The organism is Acidobacteriota bacterium (assembly GCA_019347945.1).
Taxonomy (GTDB): domain Bacteria; phylum Acidobacteriota; class Thermoanaerobaculia; order Gp7-AA8; family JAHWKK01; genus JAHWKK01.
Genome location: JAHWKK010000006.1, coordinates 1 through 17,586, shown reverse-complemented (window position 1 = coordinate 17,586; position 17,586 = coordinate 1). Strand labels below are relative to the sequence as shown.

The 17,586-nt window shown below is 62.2% G+C and carries 10 protein-coding genes; 3 read left to right on the top strand and 7 right to left on the bottom strand.

Annotation, left to right across the window (positions count from 1 at the left end):
* Positions 1 to 126: 126 nt before the first annotated feature.
* The 7 genes from KY459_05305 to KY459_05275 all read right to left on the bottom strand — a co-directional run bounded on the left by KY459_05305 (position 127) and on the right by KY459_05275 (position 14,264).
* A complete protein-coding gene (locus KY459_05305) occupies positions 127 to 3,525 on the bottom strand; it encodes an EAL domain-containing protein (GenBank protein MBW3564120.1) in 3,399 nt (1,132 codons plus the stop codon).
* A gap of 275 nt (positions 3,526 to 3,800) precedes the next feature.
* Positions 3,801 to 4,913: an alanine racemase gene (locus KY459_05300; GenBank protein MBW3564119.1), complete on the bottom strand. Its 1,113-nt coding sequence runs from the start codon at positions 4,911 to 4,913 to the stop codon at positions 3,801 to 3,803.
* Positions 4,910 to 6,607 (bottom strand): D-aminoacylase, encoded by a 1,698-nt coding sequence (locus tag KY459_05295; GenBank protein MBW3564118.1) that lies wholly within the window; start codon positions 6,605 to 6,607, stop codon positions 4,910 to 4,912. Before KY459_05295 ends, KY459_05300 begins: the two co-directional genes overlap by 4 nt.
* A 3-nt stretch (positions 6,608 to 6,610) precedes the next feature.
* Positions 6,611 to 9,034 carry a primosomal protein N' gene (gene priA / locus KY459_05290; GenBank protein MBW3564117.1) on the bottom strand — a complete coding sequence of 808 codons (2,424 nt, stop codon included), beginning with the start codon at positions 9,032 to 9,034 and terminating at the stop codon, positions 6,611 to 6,613.
* Between the two features lie 29 nt (positions 9,035 to 9,063).
* The gene (locus KY459_05285) at positions 9,064 to 12,231 is read right to left on the bottom strand and encodes an efflux RND transporter permease subunit (GenBank protein ID MBW3564116.1); all 3,168 of its coding nucleotides are present in this window, start codon (positions 12,229 to 12,231) and stop codon (positions 9,064 to 9,066) included.
* Positions 12,228 to 13,301, bottom strand: coding sequence for an efflux RND transporter periplasmic adaptor subunit (locus tag KY459_05280; protein MBW3564115.1), 1,074 nt, complete (start codon positions 13,299 to 13,301; stop codon positions 12,228 to 12,230). The genes KY459_05285 and KY459_05280 overlap by 4 nt, the downstream gene beginning before the upstream one ends.
* Positions 13,302 to 13,385: 84 nt before the next feature.
* Positions 13,386 to 14,264 (bottom strand): class A beta-lactamase-related serine hydrolase, encoded by an 879-nt coding sequence (locus tag KY459_05275; protein MBW3564114.1) that lies wholly within the window; start codon positions 14,262 to 14,264, stop codon positions 13,386 to 13,388.
* A gap of 76 nt (positions 14,265 to 14,340) precedes the next feature.
* Between KY459_05275 and KY459_05270 the strand changes: the two genes are divergently transcribed.
* The 3 genes from KY459_05270 to KY459_05260 all read left to right on the top strand — a co-directional run bounded on the left by KY459_05270 (position 14,341) and on the right by KY459_05260 (position 17,329).
* Positions 14,341 to 15,756: a glycosyltransferase gene (locus KY459_05270; protein MBW3564113.1), complete on the top strand. Its 1,416-nt coding sequence runs from the start codon at positions 14,341 to 14,343 to the stop codon at positions 15,754 to 15,756.
* The gene (locus KY459_05265; GenBank protein MBW3564112.1) at positions 15,753 to 16,760 is read left to right on the top strand and encodes a mannose-1-phosphate guanylyltransferase; all 1,008 of its coding nucleotides are present in this window, start codon (positions 15,753 to 15,755) and stop codon (positions 16,758 to 16,760) included. Before KY459_05270 ends, KY459_05265 begins: the two co-directional genes overlap by 4 nt.
* A gap of 101 nt (positions 16,761 to 16,861) precedes the next feature.
* On the top strand, positions 16,862 to 17,329 hold the full coding sequence (locus KY459_05260; protein MBW3564111.1) for a Spy/CpxP family protein refolding chaperone: 468 nt from the start codon (positions 16,862 to 16,864) through the stop codon (positions 17,327 to 17,329).
* The last annotated feature ends 257 nt before the right edge of the window (positions 17,330 to 17,586 follow it).

Genomic DNA, 17,586 nt, shown 5'->3' with positions numbered 1-17,586 from the left:
GAGCAGGGATTAGGGTTCAGGGGCCAGGAATCAGCGGGCTGTTGCTCAAATCGAAACCCGAGAGAACCCGTGTCCGGGGAAGCTCGTGAAGCGCGATTGAAGAGGCTCGCGCGACCTTATGATCGCTCAGATCTGCCGCTTCAGCATGTCGAGCATCTGCGGTGCCGGCAGCGGATGGCCGAAGAGATACCCCTGCATCAGCTCGCATCCTCGATCGCGCAGAGCGATTTTCTGCTCTTCGGTCTCGACTCCCTCGGCTATCACCTGAAGACCGAGGCCGCGGCACATCGTGACGATCGCCGATACGATGGCGGCATCGCCTTCGCTGTCGAGCATCTCGACGATGAAATCTCTGTCGATCTTGATGACGTCGAGCGCGAATCGTTTGAGATAGTTGAGCGAGGAGTAGCCCGTACCGAAGTCGTCCATCGTGAGCGTTACGCCCATGCCGCGCAGATCTGCGAGCATCCTCTGAGTCCATTCGGCATTCTTCATCGCGGTCGATTCGGTGATCTCGAGCTCCAGGAACCGCGGTTCGAGCCCCGTCTCCTCCAGAATGTTGCGAACGCGTCCGACGAGCCCCCGGTGCTGGAACTGCCGGACCGACAGGTTCACGGCGACGCGAAGGTCGCGATGACCTGCGTTCTGCCACTTTTTCAGTTGGGTACACGCCTGCCGGAGAACCCATTCGCCAACGGTGAAGATCAGTCGGGTTTCTTCGGCGAGCGGGATGAAGTCGTTCGGTTGAATCAGCCCCTTTTCGGGGTGGTTCCAGCGAACCAGCGCTTCCATGCCGATGATCCGGTTGGAGACGAGATCGACCTGGGGTTGGTAGTACACCTCGAGCTCGTCCCGTTCGACGGCTCCCCGCAGGTAGTGCTCGAGCGTGAGACGCTCTTCCGCGCTGGCTCCGTTCGAGTCGGAACAGAGCTGGTAGTTGTTTCGCCCGAGCGCTTTCGCGCGGTACATCGCGCTGTCGGCATTCTTCAACAGTGTGTCGGAGTCTTCGCCATCCTCGGGGTACAGCGCGATCCCGATACTCGTCGTGATGAAGAGCTCGTGGCTGTCGATCAGGAATGGTTCGGCCACGGCATCGAGAATCTTGCGCGCGATCGTTCTGGCGTCGTCTTCGACGGGAATGTCGGTGAGTAGCGTAAATTCGTCTCCACCCATCCGCGAAACGGTGTCGTCGAGACGTACCGATGATGACAGCCTCGCGGCAACTTCCTTCAGGAGCGCATCCCCGACGGAGTGGCCGAGGGTGTCGTTGATGAACTTGAAGTTGTCGAGGTCGAGAAACATGACGGCGACCAGCGTCTGGTTACGCTTCGCGTGATTCAGGGCAACCGAAAGGCGGTCGAGGAACAGCATGCGGTTCGGGAGCGCGGTGAGCGGGTCGTGATATGCCTGGTACTCGACTTCTTCCTGCGCCCGACGACGCTCGCTGACGTCGCGCGAGACCGTGACGATCTCGACGATCGAGCCCGTTTCCTCGCTCAGGACCGGCTTGATCGTCGATTCGATCCAGACGAATCCCCCGTGCTGGTGACGAACCCGATAGCTGACGGTCCCCCCATCCCTCTCCTGAAGAACGCGCTGAGCCGCGGTCAGAAAGGATTCGCGATCGTCCTGATGGATGATCGAGGGGAGCGGGGTACCGACGAGATCCTCCACGGCGTATCCGAGAAGGCTCTCCGCCGCGGGCGAGGCGTACATGAAGAGCCAGTCGGGCGTGAGCCGGGAGATCATGTCGGTCGAATACTGCGTCATCAGCCGGTACCGCTCCTCGCTCTCCCGGAGGGTTGCCTCGGCGCGCTTGATCTCGGTGATGTCGATCATCGTCCCTTCGATCTGTCGATCGGGACCGTCGACGGTAGCGTCGAGAAGCGTGGCGCTCTCGAGTACCCAGACCGGACTTCCATCCTTCTTTCTGAAACAGTTTTCGCGATTGGTGAACGCTTTGCGCCTCTCGAGATCACGAATCAGAGTTTCGCGTTCCTCGGATTCGAAGTAGACGTCCGCAGCATTCACCATCATCAGCTCGTTGCGGGATTCGTAGCCGAGAATGCGGGCGCAGGCATCGTTGCAGTCGAGAATCCGGCCGTCGACCGAGCTTCGGTAGACGCCTGCGAGGTTGCGCTCGAAAAGGAGCCGGAAGCGCTCGACAGACTCCCTCAGTGCACGCTCGGCTTCACGACGCTGAGATACGTCCGAAAAGCTCCAGACCCGTCCGACGGGCTTTCCGTCCAGCATCTGAGGTTTGGAGAACATCTCGAGAATCCGCCCATCCTTGAGCTCCAGATGATCGGAGGACTCCTTCAGCGGATCTAGCCTCAGAGATCTCCAGCGAGCGGTGAAGGCGTCCGGCTCGGTGAGGAACTTGGCCATCGCGCGTAGGAAGGTCTGCTCGGAACCGAATTCGAGCGTCGATGGAGAGATGCTCCAGATCTCCAGAAGTCGGCGGTTGTAGGTGACGATCCGTCCGTCGAGATCGATGGCGAGGATTCCGTCGTCGGTGCTCTCGAGAGTCGATTGAAGAAGCGAAGCGGTACGCTTTTCGATCCGCTCCGCCTCGAGACGGGGACTGACGTCACGCGCGACGACGAGAACGGAAGGCTTGCCGCCGTGGACCAGCCGGCGCGCCGATACCTCGACATCGACCGAGGATCCGTCGCGCCGGAGGAAGCATTCTCTCTGGAGATCGATCTCCTTTCCCGTCTTCGTGATCGCTTCGATCCGATTCTGAACCTGTTCGTGGTCAGTGTCTTCGATGATCGACAGTACGTCCGCGCCGACGATCTCATCGACGGATGCGCCGAGAAGTCGAGCACCCGCTTCGTTGATGTAGACGATCTGACCTTCCCGATGAAGAAGAATCAGATCGGGGGTCGTTTCGAAGAGCTTTCGGTAACGTTCCTCGCTTGCTCGAAGCGCTTCCTCCGACCATTTGCGAGCGATCGCGCTCGAGAGCATTTCACCGATGATCTGAAGAGGACCGATCGTGTTCTCCTGCCACGCCCGCCTCTCGCGAACCATGTCGTAGCCGAGAAGCCCGATGAGCTTGCCGCTGACGGCGAGGGGAACGATGACGCAGGACTGCACTCCCTGCGCTTCCAGCAGCTTTTTGTCGAGGGCAGCCTCCTCCGGAAGGTTGGCAACATCGTCGATGATGACGACTTCGAGATTCTTCAGCTTCGCGGTCGTATATGGAGCCGCCTCCGTCGGGATGTTCTGAAGGTTGGCGATCTGCGGCTCGATTCCGGGAGCGCACCATTCGAAGATGTTGCTCGCCGTTTCGCCCCCTTCCTCCAATACGAAGAGGTACGAACGGTCGACTCCTGCGAATGTGCCGATTCGTTCGACGGCATCCCCGACCACCTCGTCGATCCGCTCGGTCGGAACGCTGATCAATCGGGCGGAGATCGAAGAGACAGTGCGTTCGCACTCGAGGTAATACTCGAGTCCTCCCTCAGCCCTTCCTGTTCCGGTCGGCTCTCCCACGCTGCCAGTGTCAGCTGTAGTCACGTCTTCGATACCAGCTGTCCCGCTTCGACCCGGGCCCCCATTGAGATTGTTTCTTTCCAGTCCGATCGATACTCGTCTCCGGTGCGCCTGGGGATATGCTCCCAACGCGGTCACTCAGCCTCCCGTCATCAGGGGAGCGGCGCCCGCCGATGCCCGGTTTTGATCGCGCCCGTCCGGTCTCACGCTCGACACCCGCTTCCGCTTCCGAATCGACATGGTCGTATTGTTCGCTCATTCGCTGCTCCTCACCACCAACCTTCGTCAGGTTCTGCTCCTCACCACCGATTGACCGGTTTCCACCGGTCCACCACCTCGGCTCCCTCCACGATCTCATAGATCTCGAACTGCGCGGCCGTTAGACACGAGTGATTCGGAATGATTCTAACCTTCGTTCCGATCGCGAACGAGCCAGCGCTCTCCGTCGCAATCTCGCCGTGCTCCTGGGAAAGCGTGTGCAGGTGGAGCTCCTCCAATACCCGCCCCTCTTCATCACAAACGATTCCATAGCCCGGGTCGCCGCCGAGATGTACGGCGCCGCGGTCCTTGGAGAGCGCGATCGCTCCCGCATCGATCACGATCGAGCTCCGGCCGGGATAGCATCCGATGACCGTGGCGAGGACGGATACAGCGCAGTGATCGAGAGTGCAGGATCCGAGGGCGGCCTGAAAAGCGTCGAAGAAAACGTAGTTACCCGGACGAATCTCGGTCACTCCTCCGTTGTGCAGACCCACCGTCGTCGTCGGCGTTGAGCCCGCGCTCACCACCGGCACGTCGATCCCCTCCGCGATCAGTTCGTCCGCCATGGCGCGTACGCTCCTGTGCTCCTGCTCGGTGATCGAATGGATTTCTCCGCCCCCTTTCGCCTGATAGGAGTGACCGGCGTGGGTCAGAAGACCGCGAAACTCGAGATTCGAGGCGTCCGCGACCCTTCGCGCAAGCGCCACCGCTTCTTCGCCGGGCTCGATCCCGGTCCTGTGATCGCCACAATCAATTTCGATGAAGACCGGAATCGTGTACGCCTCCCGCCGGCCGGCGGCCTCGAGCTCGCGCACCATGTCGGCATGATCGATCACCAGCGATAGTCGCTCGATCCCCTTCCCGATTCGGATTGCCCGACCGATCTTAGCCGGCACGACCGGCACAGCCCACGTAATGTCAGTGAACCCTTCGCTGGCGAAAAACTCGGCTTCCGCGAGTGTCGAGACGGTGATCGGCCCCGATGGTGCGCCGAGCTGCATCCGCGCGCCCTCGATCGTCTTGTGCGTCTTGACGTGCGGGCGCAGGGTCACGCCCCATTCCGTCGCCCTCTTCCGCATCCGCTCGCAGTTGTTCGCCACCCGTTCGCGGTCGACCAGAAAGGCAGGGGTCGGGAGATCGCCGATCCTCATCTCCGGTATCCGGGCCCGCGGAGAACGCGCCCCGGCAGGCTTCCCGTCATCGCCGCATCGCGCAGTACGAAAATGCCGTTCACGATCACATGGTCGATTCCGACCGAATAATGATGTGGATCCTCGAAGGTCGAGATGTCCTCGAGCCGGTCGGGATCGAAAACCACCACGTCCGCCTTCATCCCCGGGCGGATGACTCCCCGGTCGTGCACGCCGATTCTGGTGGCCGCCTGCGAGGTCACCTTACGCACGGCATCCTCGAGAGTGAGCAGCCCCTCTTCCCTCACGAACCTCCCGACGACCCGGGGAAACGTTCCGTACGCACGGGGATGCGCTCCCGAGGTTCGCCTCGAGGCGACGACCGATCCGGAGTCGGCTCCCACCGAGACCCACGGACGCCGAAGAGCTTCCTTCATGTCCTGTTCGTTCATCGCGAAGTAGATCGCCTGCGGGGCGCTCCGGTTGTTCTCGAAAATATGGATGAGAGCGTCGACGGGATCCATCCCGAGCTGTTCGGCAATCTCCGAAAGGTACATCGGCTCGAGGTGCTTCATCTCGGGGTTGCCGATGCTGCTGACGATCACCCCCGAGGCTCCGCCGATCCGCTGATACCGCCCCGGTCCGCGGATCTCCTCGATGATGCGGGCACGGAGCTCCGGATCGGCCAGCCGCTCGAGAAAAGCGTCATAACCTCCCTCGAGCGCCCAGCTCGGTGCCAGCAGATCGAGTCCGGTCGATGAAGCGGAGTAGGGATAGAGGTTCGCCGCGATGTCGACGCCGTCCCTTCGCGCCTCCTCGATCTTCTCGAGAACGATCGTCATCCGTCCTGCAGCATTCCGATCGGCCACCTTCAGATGCCAGATGTTGGCGGGAATCGCAGCTTCACGGCTGATCCTCACAGTCTCGTCGACGGCTTCGAGTATGCCGTCGTCTTCGCTTCGCATGTGAGTGAAGTAGACGCCACCCCATGACGAAGCGACGCGAGCGAGACGGATGAGCTCTTCGGTCGTCGCGTACCTCGCCGGTACGTAGATGAGCGAAGTCGAGATTCCGATCGCTCCTTCCCGCATCGCCTGATCGACGATCGCTTCCATCCGCCTCATCTGTTCTTCATCCGGCTGGACGTCGTTCAGTCCGAGGACGATCTCTCGGGGGTTGGTCGCACCGACGAAAAAGGCGAAGTTGAGGGCAGTTCCTCTCGACTCGATGAGCGCCATGAAGTCCCCGAGCGTTCGAAACTCGACCGGATCCTCTCCGCCGACACCTCGCCAGCGGGCTGCCATCGCGTCGTCGATCGGACCGGGCGACCTCCCCTCCCCCGTCGCCTCCGTGGTTACTCCCTGCCGGATCTTTCCTTCGAGCGCCGGCTCGACGAGTGCAGGAAAGTGCGACCAGCCGAGAAGATCGATGAATCCGGGTGCCACGACCCGATCGCCTACGTCGACGACCTCGGCTGCGCGCTTCCGGTCGAGCGTCCCGACCGCGACGATCGAGTCGCCTCTGATCGCAACGTCGCCGCGGAACCAGGGGGCTCCGGTTCCGTCGACGATCCTCCCGTTGGTGAGAAGAAGGTCCCAGTCATGGACCTCGCGTGCAGGTCCGGTCGCGCAAGACGCCACACAGCAGAGAAGAGCGAGAAGGAGGCCGGCAGTGCCGGGGCGGAAGACGAAGATGGAGCTTTTTTCGCTTTTCATGCCCTATAGGATATTCAAAGGATCGACGTCGATGGTGACTTCGACGCCCGGAGATACTTCCGCGTCGGTCAATGCGCGGTCCACTGCGGAGCGCAACATCCCCTTCTGCCGCGATCGAACCAGGATCTGGTAGCGCCACATCCCCTTCAGCCGCTCGAGCGGCGCCGGAGCGGGTCCCTGCATTCGTGCGTCTTCGACCGAGCCGAGAAAACGTTCGAGACGGTCCCCGATCCTTCTGGCGGTGCGCTCGACCGCCGGCTGCTCGTTACCTCTCAGCCTGATGGCAATGAGACCGGTGATCGGCGGATAGTGAAAGCGCGATCGAAACTCGATCTCGGACGCATAAAAGGCCTCGTAATCCTGGCTGATCGCCGACTGGATCGCGTGGTGATGTGGCCACGCCGTCTGGATCATGACCCTCCCCGCATCCTCCCCTCGTCCCGACCTTCCGGCCACCTGAGTCAGGAGGTAGAAGGTCTTCTCGGCCGACCTGAAATCGGGATACCCGAGCACCGAGTCTGCGTTGAGGACTCCGGTCAGAGTGACTCCCGGAAAGTCGTGACCCTTGCTCACGATCTGCGTTCCGATCAGTACGCGGGTCCGGCCGTCTCTGAAATCGCGAAGAATCCTCAGCAGCGAGCCCTTTCGTCTCACCGAGTCGCGGTCGAGAACCGCGGCGGGTACCTCCGGGAAATCGCGCATGAAGCGCTCTTCGACCTTCTCGGTTCCGAAGCCGATCGGCTGGAGCACTTCGCCGCCGCATTCGTAGCAAGCAGCGGGAATCGCCGTCCTGTAGCCGCAGTAATGGCAGACGAGCTGGCCATCGCGGCGATGGACCGTGCGCGTGACCGAACAGTTCGCGCAACGAAAGTCATTCTCGCATTCGCGGCAGAGAAGAAAGGGGGCGTAGCCGCGGCGATTGATCAGGATGATGATCTGTTGTCCCTCGAGAAGCACCCGGGTCATCTCATTCTTCAGAGGTTCGGAGAAGATCACCATCCCCTTGTCGCCCTTCTCCGCTCTTTCGTTCCGCAGATCGACGATTTCGATTTCGGGGAGCTGGCTTGCACCGATCCGGGCGGGAAGCGTCAGATGCGTGTAACGACCCTGTTCGACGTTGTATCTGCTCTCGAGCGAAGGAGTGGCAGAACCGAGGATGACGGGGCATTTCGATGCGCGGGCACGTACCACCGCGAGGTCTCTCGCGTTGTATCGGGGCGTTTCATCCTGCTTGTACGCGCCGTCTCCCTCTTCGTCGACGATGATCACGCCGAGATCTTCGAAAGGGGTGAACAGAGCCGAGCGCGGACCGACCGAAACGTCGGTCTCCCCTCTTCTCGCCCGCCTCCATTGATCCCACCGTTCGCCAGGCGTGAGGTTGCTGTGCAGAATGGCGATCCGGTCGCCGAATCGCTCGCGCAGTCTCGCAGCCACGGCCGGGGTGAGGGCGATCTCGGGGACCATCAGGATCGCCTTGCGGCCGCGACGCACCGCCTCGCGCATGATCTCGATGTACACCTCGGTCTTGCCGCTGCCGGTCACACCCTGCAGAAGGAACGGATGAAATGATCCGAGGGAATCGGTGACGGTCGCGATCGCTTCGAGCTGCCCCCGGTTCAGAGCGAGGTCCCCTTTCGAGGTTGCGGCCATCGACAGCAGGTCGATGTCGGCCTCAGCCGGCCTTCTGTCGCCGACGAGCTTCCCCTTCTTCATCAGGGTCTGGATCGCGGAGGAGCTTCCGCCGGCGTCGAGGATCGCGCGTTTGGGCGCCTCCCCGCCGGTCCCTTCGAGCAGCCGAAGAACGTGCTCCTGCTGTGTGCTGGTCGGTTGGACTTCTCGGTCTGTGAGCATCACCCACTGCTCCCATCGCACGCCGCTGGAATCATGAAGCTCTTCCTCGGCGGAGATCCACCCGTCCCGCTCGAGTCGCGCAATCCGTGACCGGAGAGAGGGGTCCCGTCGCATCATCGGCCGCGCGTCGCGACCCTTTCCTCCGAGCTGCGCGAGAAGTTCGACGTCTTCGTCTGAAAGCGAGCCGGAAACCAGCGCGGGAGCCGTCTCGTCGAGATTACGGGCGAGTCGCAGGATGCGCTTTCCCCGGCTCGCCATGTTCGCGGGAACCGCGGCGCGAAAGACTTCTCCGGGGGGTGCCAGATAGTAGCTTGCGGCGAACTCGCAAACCTCGCGGATCTCGGGAAGGATCGACGGTTCTTCATCGTCGAGTATCGACGTGATGGACTTCAGTTTGTTCGCCTCGACCGCGGTTTCGTCCGCCAGCTTCACGACGAAGCCGGTGGTGAGACCCTTCCCCCACGGCACTTCGACGCGATGCCCGGGAACGAGCTCGCTTTCCAGCTCCTCGGGAACCCGGTACGTGAACAGGCTCCTCACCGGGACCGGAATGGCGATTTCGGCATAGCGCGCCATGGCGCCGCGAGTCTATATGCCCGAAGGCATCATGCGACGGCGGACGACTCCTCTCCCTGGAACCGCCGGGCGAATGCTTCGCGGGCTTCCATGGTCAGGCTCAGCAATGCCGGAATAAGGAAGAGAGTGAACGCGGAGGAGACGACGAGACCGCCGACCACCACGCTCCCGAGTCCCCGGTAGAGCTCCGAGCCGGCGCCCGGGAAAAGAACCAGCGGCAGCATCGCGAAGACGCTCGTCGTCACGCTCATGAAGATTGGCCGGACACGGGTTCGCACCGATTCGGTGATGGCGCTGCGAATGTCCATCCCCGCGTCACGGATGTAGTTGAGGGTCTGATGAACGATGAGGATGGCGTTGTTCACCACCGTACCGACGAGAATGACGAACCCGAGCATCGTCAGGATGTCGAGCGCCTGATACCGGAAGAGGTTCATCAACCCGAGACCGAGAAAACCGCCGAGCGCGGCGAGCGGGACAGTGAAGAGGATGACGAAGGGATAGAGAAAGTTCTCGAAGAGTGCTGCCATCAGGAGATAGGTGATCAACACGGCGAGGATGAAGTTCCAGATCAGGGCCTGCCAGGTCTGCGTGAGCTTGTCCGCGGTTCCCGACATGCGGGCCCGATAGAGTCCGCCGAGCTCACCGCGATCGCGGATCGGATCGAGAATCCTGGTTTCCACCAGCTCCATCGCTTCCTGCAGCGGCATTTCCTCGGGCGGTGTGATCGCGATCGTCACCGACCGTTGCCGTTCGCGATGCGCGATCTCGGCTGGTCCGTTGACGAGCTCGACCTCAGCGACCGAACCGACGGTCACGAGATCGCCGTCCGGAGTCGAGAGCGGGATCTGTTCGATCAGGTGTGTTCGCTCCATCTGCTGGGTCTCGCCGATCACGCGGAGGTCGATCTGCTGTCCCTGATAACGGTAATCGCTCGCGCGCGCTCCGTCCACCAGTGCGTTGACGGTCGCCGCGAGGTCCGCGTGAGTCATCCCCGCTTCGGCGGCTCGCCGTCGGTCGGTCCGGACCTGAATCTCCGGATTTCCGAGATCGAGTCCGGGAATCGGGCGCGCCTGCGATCCCGGCAGAACCTGATCGACGCTGGCGAACACTTCACCGCCGATCTCCATCAGGCGCTCGAGATCGGGACCGACGATCTCGACTTCGATGTTGCGCCCCTGGCCGAACCCTCGCTGAAACAGACTCGATTGCGACATGAAGGCGATTGCTCCGGGAACCTTCGCATTGACTCGCTGGAACTCGGCGAGGAGCTCTCGAGCTCGACGGTCGTCGCGCGATCGCGCTCCCATGAAGACGCGGTCGTTCAACGCGACGTAAAACCAGCCGGCGATCCCCCCGCCGGGAAGATCCACCGACTCTTCCGGGGGCGCCTTCCAGAGATGCTGCAGTTCCTCGACGTAGAGATTTCGAAGCTCGGTATTTTCCTCGAGGCTGTGTCCTGGATTCGGCAGGATGATGCCGAAGAGAAGATTCCGGTTTCCCGTCGGGAGATATTCGACCTTAGGTGTCAGGATGTAGCTCAGGGCCAGCGCGCTGAGCGTGAAGACGAGGACTACGGCGATCTTCCGTTTCGTCGACTCGAGGATCCAGTCGACTCTGCCGGTGATCCAGCCAGGGACGGAAGCAAATCGGGGCGAAAATCCCCAGAGATTGCGGAATGAGCGCTCGGAACCGGTCGACCCGGCCGTTCCGAGAATTCGGGCGGAAAGCGTCGGGATCACCGAGATCGAAACGAGCATGCTGAGGAAGACGGCCGCCGAGATGGCGATGGCAATGTCTCTGAAGAGCTGCCCGGCCTCGTCCTGAATGAAGAAGATCGGCAGAAATACGGCGATCGTCGTGAGCGTCGAGGCGAGAACGGCACCCCAGACCTCCTTCGCACCATCGAGCGCGGCTCGAGAGCGGTGCTTCCCCATTTCTCGGTGCCTGTAGATGTTCTCGAGGACGACGATCGAATTGTCGACCACCATTCCCACGGCGAATGCCATTCCGGCGAGACTGATGACGTTGATCGACCGGCCCGCGGCATACATGATCAGGAAGGTTCCGACGATGCTGATCGGAATCGCGATGGCGACGATCAGGGTGCTCGTCCGGCTTCGCAGATAGAGAAGCAGCACGACGATCGCGAGGAAGGCACCGATCAGAAGGCTCGACTTGACCAGGTCGATCGCCGAATGAATGTAGGTCGTCTCGTCGTAGGCCTGCACGAGCCGAAGGCCCCGGGGCGCCAGCAGATCGGCCTCGACCTCTCCCATCGTCTGCTTCAGACCCTCCATCACCTCGAGTACGTTGGCTCCCGACTCGCGGACCGCGTTGAATGCGATCATCGGTTCGCCGAAGTAAAACGCCCTCGCGATCGGCTTCGAGTGACTCAGCTCGACCCGCGCGACGTCGCGGACCTGGATCGGGACACCGTTTCGAATCGCGACGATGACCTCTTCGATCTCTCCGGGGGATCCGTACTCTCCAACCGTTCGGACCACGTAGCGCCTTTTCCCCTCGGTGAAGTCGCCGGCCGAGAAATCCCGGTTCTCCCGGTCGATTGCCCGCATCAGTTCGGGAATCGTGATCTGTCGCGATGCGAGTGCTCCCGCATCGACGATCACCTGCATCTCGTTCTCCTGACCGCCGAAGACATTGATCGCTCCGACACCGGGAACCCGCTCGAACTCCGGCTTGACGGACTCCTCGACGAAGGTCAGCAGGTCCGGAACAGTTCCTTCGTACGGGTTCTCTTCCGCGGGAAGAAGGATGAACCAGGCGATCGCGTTGAAATTCTCTCCTACGACCTGGATGACCGGCTTGTCCGCGTCGACCGGATAGGACGGAACCTGATCGAGCGCGTTGGAAACCTTCAGAAGCGAGGCATCAACGTCGGTTCCCGGCTGGAAGGTCAGAGTGATCGATCCGCGGGAATCCCGGCTCGAGGACTCCATCCGGACGACTCCCTCGATGCTCTTGAGCTGATCTTCCTGCTCATCGATGATCTCACGCTCGATCTCGTTCGGACTGGCTCCCGGCCAGAACGTCGACACGCTGATCTGCGGCTCCTCGACCGTCGGCGTCATCTGAACAGGGATGCGGGTCAGCGAAATCACGCCGAAAAGAACGAGGAGAATCATCACGACGGAGGTCGTGACGGGATAGCGGATTGCTGCCTGGATCGGATTCATGGCGCTGGGTACTCGAGAATCGCCGGCGTGACCTTCTGGCCGGGCCTTATTCGTTCATTGCCTCGCGTGATCACCGGATCGCCCGGAACGACGTCCCCGTCGACCGCGATCCACGACCCGGTAGACTCCGATGTAGTGACGGGGACACGTCTGACGGTGTTGTCGTCGTCGACGACGAAGATGGTCTGAGCGTTTCCCTGACGGACGATCGCGTCCTTCGGAACGATGACCGAGGGTTTCGGCTGACCGAGTGAGATGTGGACGGTTGCGAGCATGCCGATCCCGATCCTGCCACCGCTGATGGCCACCTTGACCGGGAACGTCCGTGCATTGGATGTCGTTCGCGGAATGATCGCACGCACCGAGCCCCCCGTCTCGAAACGTCCGAGCGACGGAATCTCGACGCGCGCGGCGCTCCCCCGCGAGATCTCCGCGAAGTACCGTTCGGGAACCTCGACGGTCACGTCGAGGTTGGTGACGTCGATGACCTCCGCGACAGGTCCGCCGGCGTTGACGAACTCGCCGACCCCTACCCGTTCCTCGATCACCACCGCCGTGAATGGCGCCCTGACGACGGTCCTCGCCAGATCGCGTTCCAGGCGCTTGACCTCGGCCTCGGTCCTGGCGACCCGGCCGGCCCAGGCCGCCCGCTCACTAGTTGCGTTGTCGAGCTGCTGGCGGCTCGCCACCTGATCGTCGAAAAGTCCCTTCATCCGCTCGTAACTCGTTTCGGCGAGATCGAGTCGCGCACGCGCTTCCTCGAACTCTGCCCGGGCGGATTCGAGTCGAAGCCGCAGATCCTCGCTCCGGAGCCTGACGATGGGTGTTCCCGCCCGCACCTGCTCCCCTTCTCGTGCGAAAAGCTCCTCGACGATCCCCCCGATCTCGCTGGCCAGCACGCTGCTGCCCCGGCTCTCGACCACGCCGCTCAGCTCGATCGTTCGCTTCAGCGAATGCTGCTGCGCAGGCGTGACGCGGACGGGCGTAGGAGGCATCTCCTGCGCCTGGAGGATCATCGGAAAGAGTGTGAAAAGGACGATGAGGACTCGTCCGACGGGACGCGTATTCATGCGGGCCATTTCACCATAACATTCAACCTCCGGAGCGAATCGTTTTGGATTCCGTGGCAACGGGCGGGCCGGGCAGCATTCACCTCAACGCTTCCGCCACTGGTGGAATGCCGTCGCGATCTCGCGAACAGTCTTCGAGGCCTCCGCATCTGAGGTTCCGCCGGTCAGGACGACCAGTATCCAGGGGCGTTCCCCCTCCGGATAGACGATGGCGGCGTCGTGATAGATCTCGGTGATCGAGCCGGTCTTGTGCGCAACCCTGGTTCCTTCCGGCAATCCCGCCGGGATCCCCTCGTTGAATTCCTGCGCTTCGAGGATCCGAACCATCCGGTCGGCCGGCCCGTCGCTCTGGGCCTCAGCGCTCTCCGCGATCTTTCGAAGGACGACCATCAGATCATGGGCCGTAGCGGTGTTGTTCATGCCCGCTTCATATGCTGCGAGATCCTGAACTCCGCGAAGTACTTCCATCCGGTGGCCACCGGCCTCGCGAATCATCGAGGTGACGCGCTCGGCACCGATCCGTTGGATCAGGATATTGGTCGCGAGGTTCGAGCTTCGGACGATCATCCGTCTCGTCAGCTCTTCAACCGACATCGTCGAGCCGATGTGATCGTAGAGCTCGATATCGGAGTCCTCGTCCGCTCCGCTCGCGAACGTGGAACCGTCGTAGATGCTGATGAACTCGTTGTGCACGGGGATCATCTGATCGAGGGACAGCTCCCCCTGCTCGGCCGCCCTGAAGATGCCCATCATGACGGGCACTTTCATCGTGCTCGCCGCGTGAAAGAGCTCGTCGGCATTGTGCTCCCAGACGGTACCGTCGCGAAAATCGTAGAAGGAGATGCCGACCCGTTCGGCCGCGCTTTCGTCGAGAATACGGTCGATCCGGCGATCGATGTCTTCTGTTTTCATTGAGGTGCACCCGGTGAGCAGAATCGAGAGGAGGACCAGTGAGCTCTTCATCGTGCGGGATCGTAACAGAAGCAGGAGCGCTCGCGGTTTCGGCCTCATCCCCCGAAGCCTCTGTAGAATACGCCGCGTGAGCGATCCATCGGGACCCATGCTCACGGTGATCGTTCCCGTGTACAACGAGCGGGCCACCGTGGCCGAGCTTCTTCGCCGTGTCCGGGCAGTCGATATCGACAAGGAGATCATTGCGATCGATGATTGCTCCACCGACGGCTCGTTGGACGTCGTTGCGGATCTTGCTGCGAAGTGGCCGGAGCTGCAGCACATCCGGCAGGAGTCGAACCGAGGAAAGGGTGCGGCCATTCGCCGCGGCATCGCTGTGGCGAAGGGGCAGCTCATCGTCATCCAGGACGCCGATCTCGAATACGACCCGGAGGAGTATCCGAAACTGATCAAACCGATCCTCGATGGCCACGCGGACGTCGTTTACGGTTCGAGATTCGAGGGGTATCCGAGGCGCGTGATGCTCTACTGGCACACGCTCGGGAACAAGCTACTCACGGCCCTGTCGAACGTGACGACGAACCTCACGCTCACCGACATGGAAACCTGCTACAAGGTCTTCCGACGCGAGGTCATCCAGTCGATCCACCTCCGCTCGGACCGGTTCGGGTTCGAGCCGGAGGTCACGGCGAAGCTTGCGCGCCGGGGATACCGCATTTACGAGGTACCGATCTCCTACCACGGACGCGACTACTGGGAAGGAAAGAAGATCAACTGGAAGGATGGGGTCAGCGCGCTGTGGTCGATCCTGAAGTACGGTCTCTTCGTCGACCCGGACAGCGAGCCGCGGACTTACGTATCGGTGCGGCGGCTGGAAGGGTTGAGACGCTATACCCGGTGGATCTGGGATCGAATCTCCCCTTACGTCGGACAGAGAGTGCTCGAGCTCGGCGCCGGAACCGGAAGTCTCACGCAGCTGCTCTACGGCCGTGAGCTCGTCGTTGCAACCGATCGGGAGACTGGGTACGTGGACCGGCTGATGAATCGATTCAGGCGCAGCCCGGGGATCATGGTTCGCCGCCTCGATCTCTCCGCCCCGGACAATGCGGCAGCCTTGCGCGAGCTCCGGCTCGACACCGTGCTCGCGGTCAACGTGCTCGAGCATCACGAGGACGATGCCGCCCTTCTGCGGAACGCGTTCGATCTTCTCGAGCCTGGAGGGAAGCTCGTCGTCTACGTCCCGGCGGACCCGTCGCTCTTCGGGCGTCTCGACGAGTCCGTCGGTCACCGCCGGCGGTACGAAAAGGGCGCGCTGATCGAGATGATGCAGGAAGCGGGCTTCGAGATCGAGAACGCCGCCTACCACAACGTTACCGGACGAATCGGCTGGCGGATGAACTCCGGTGCCCGGACCCTTCCTCTCGCCCAGTCGAAGATGTTCGATGCAGCCGTTCCCATCCTTCGCAGACTCGAACCGGATGATCCTCCGGAGGGTCTGAGTCTCGTCGTGATCGGCGTCAAACCGGAAACGGAGGCGTCCTGAAGCGCGCCGCAATCATTCTCGCCGGAGGCGGCGGGACGCGTCTGTGGCCGCTGAGCACCGACGAGAGACCGAAACAGTTTCTGACACTGGGCGATGGAAGATCGCTCCTCCGGATGACCTGGGAGAGGATCGCCAGGGTCGTCGATCCTTCGCTGATCCGAATTGCCACGTCCGAACGCTACGCACCACGGGTGATTGAAGATCTCGGCCTCGACCCTTCCCTGGTTGTGACCGAGCCCGCCCGCAGAAATACCGCTCCCGCGATCGCATACGCCGCCGAGATGCTCAGAGCCGAGCTTGGCGAGAACCACATCACCGGAGTCTTCCCCTCGGATCATTTCGTGGCCGGGGAGGATGCCTTCAGCGACGCCCTTTCGACTGCCTTCGATCTGGCGGAATCGAGCTCGAGTCTGGTCACGCTCGCCGTCGAGCCGACCGCTCCGAGCACCGAGTACGGCTATCTCGAGCTCGGAAGCCGGATCGGAGACGAGGCCAGGGAGGTCGTCCGGTTCGTGGAGAAACCCGATGCGGAGACCGCGGCCCGGCTGGTCGAATCCGGCTCGTATCGCTGGAACGCCGGAATCTTCGTCTGGCGGTACGACTCGTTCAGGCGCGAGCTCGAAGCGGCAGCTCCCCGGATCGCCGGGATCGCGGCTGCACTGGCCTCGGGCGCTCCGATCGAACGCTATCTCGAGATGCCGGACATTTCGATCGATTACGCGCTGATGGAGCAGGCTTCCCAGGTCGCAGCGGTATCGGTCAGCGCGGGCTGGTCGGATCTCGGGTCGTGGGATGCGCTCGCCGAGCTGATCGAATCCGACGAGGATGCGCATCTGGTCGAGTCGATCGACACTATCGTGAAGCGTTCTTCGACGAAACCGATCGTCGTAGCCGGCGTAGATCGGGTGGTCGTCATCGAGACGGATGACGGCATCCTCGTTCTCGACCGGAACCGCGCGCACCTGATGAAGGATGTGGTGCGGATGCTGAAGTCAGGAAACTGAAACAGCCCGGCATCGCGTAAACGTCTGGAGCCGGAACGCGTCCATTCATCAGAAACGAGCGTCGTTTCCGGCATTTCAAACAACCAGACGTGGAGGTACAGATGAGCAATCGGAGACTCACCGTAGCAGCAGCAGTCATCGTCATGGCGTTCTCGAGCGTCGCGATCGCAGGCCACGGGGAAGGGCGGCATGGCAGGACCAGGGGTGAAACGAAAACCCGCATGGTGGAGCGGATGACGAGGGCACTCGACCTCACCGCCGATCAGCAGGCCGCCTGGACGAGGCTTCACGAAGCGTTCAGCGCGTCGGCTGAGCCCATCCACGAAGCGATGAAGGCGAATCGCGAGGCGTTGAAGGCGGAACTGGAATCGGATTCAGCAGACGCCGAAGCAATCGGCCAGCTGCAAATCGACAACAAGGCTCTCCGCTCACAGCTCGAAACGATGCGCGCGTCGTTGAAGACCGGCCTCCGGGCGGTGCTGACACCCGAGCAGCAGGAGAAGTGGGACGCGCTCGCGGAGAAGCGAGCGAAGCGCCACGGTGACCGGCAACGCAGAGGGGATTCCTGACCTGGATCTCGGTTCATTCAAACGTGGGGCGGCGAGCCGATCGCCGCCCCATTGAAGGGGGCGGGGTCGGGGGGGGGAAAAGGACATTACAAACCCGACCAACGGGGGTCGGCCCGGACCCCCGGGGTTAGTTTCAAAGTGAGTACCCCCCCCCCCCCCCCGCGATTGGGCCGGCGCCCGAGAAGCCGGGGGGCGCGGGTGCCCCTGGCACCCCACGGAGAGGGGAGAAGGCGGGGGTGGGGTGCCTTGGGGGTTGG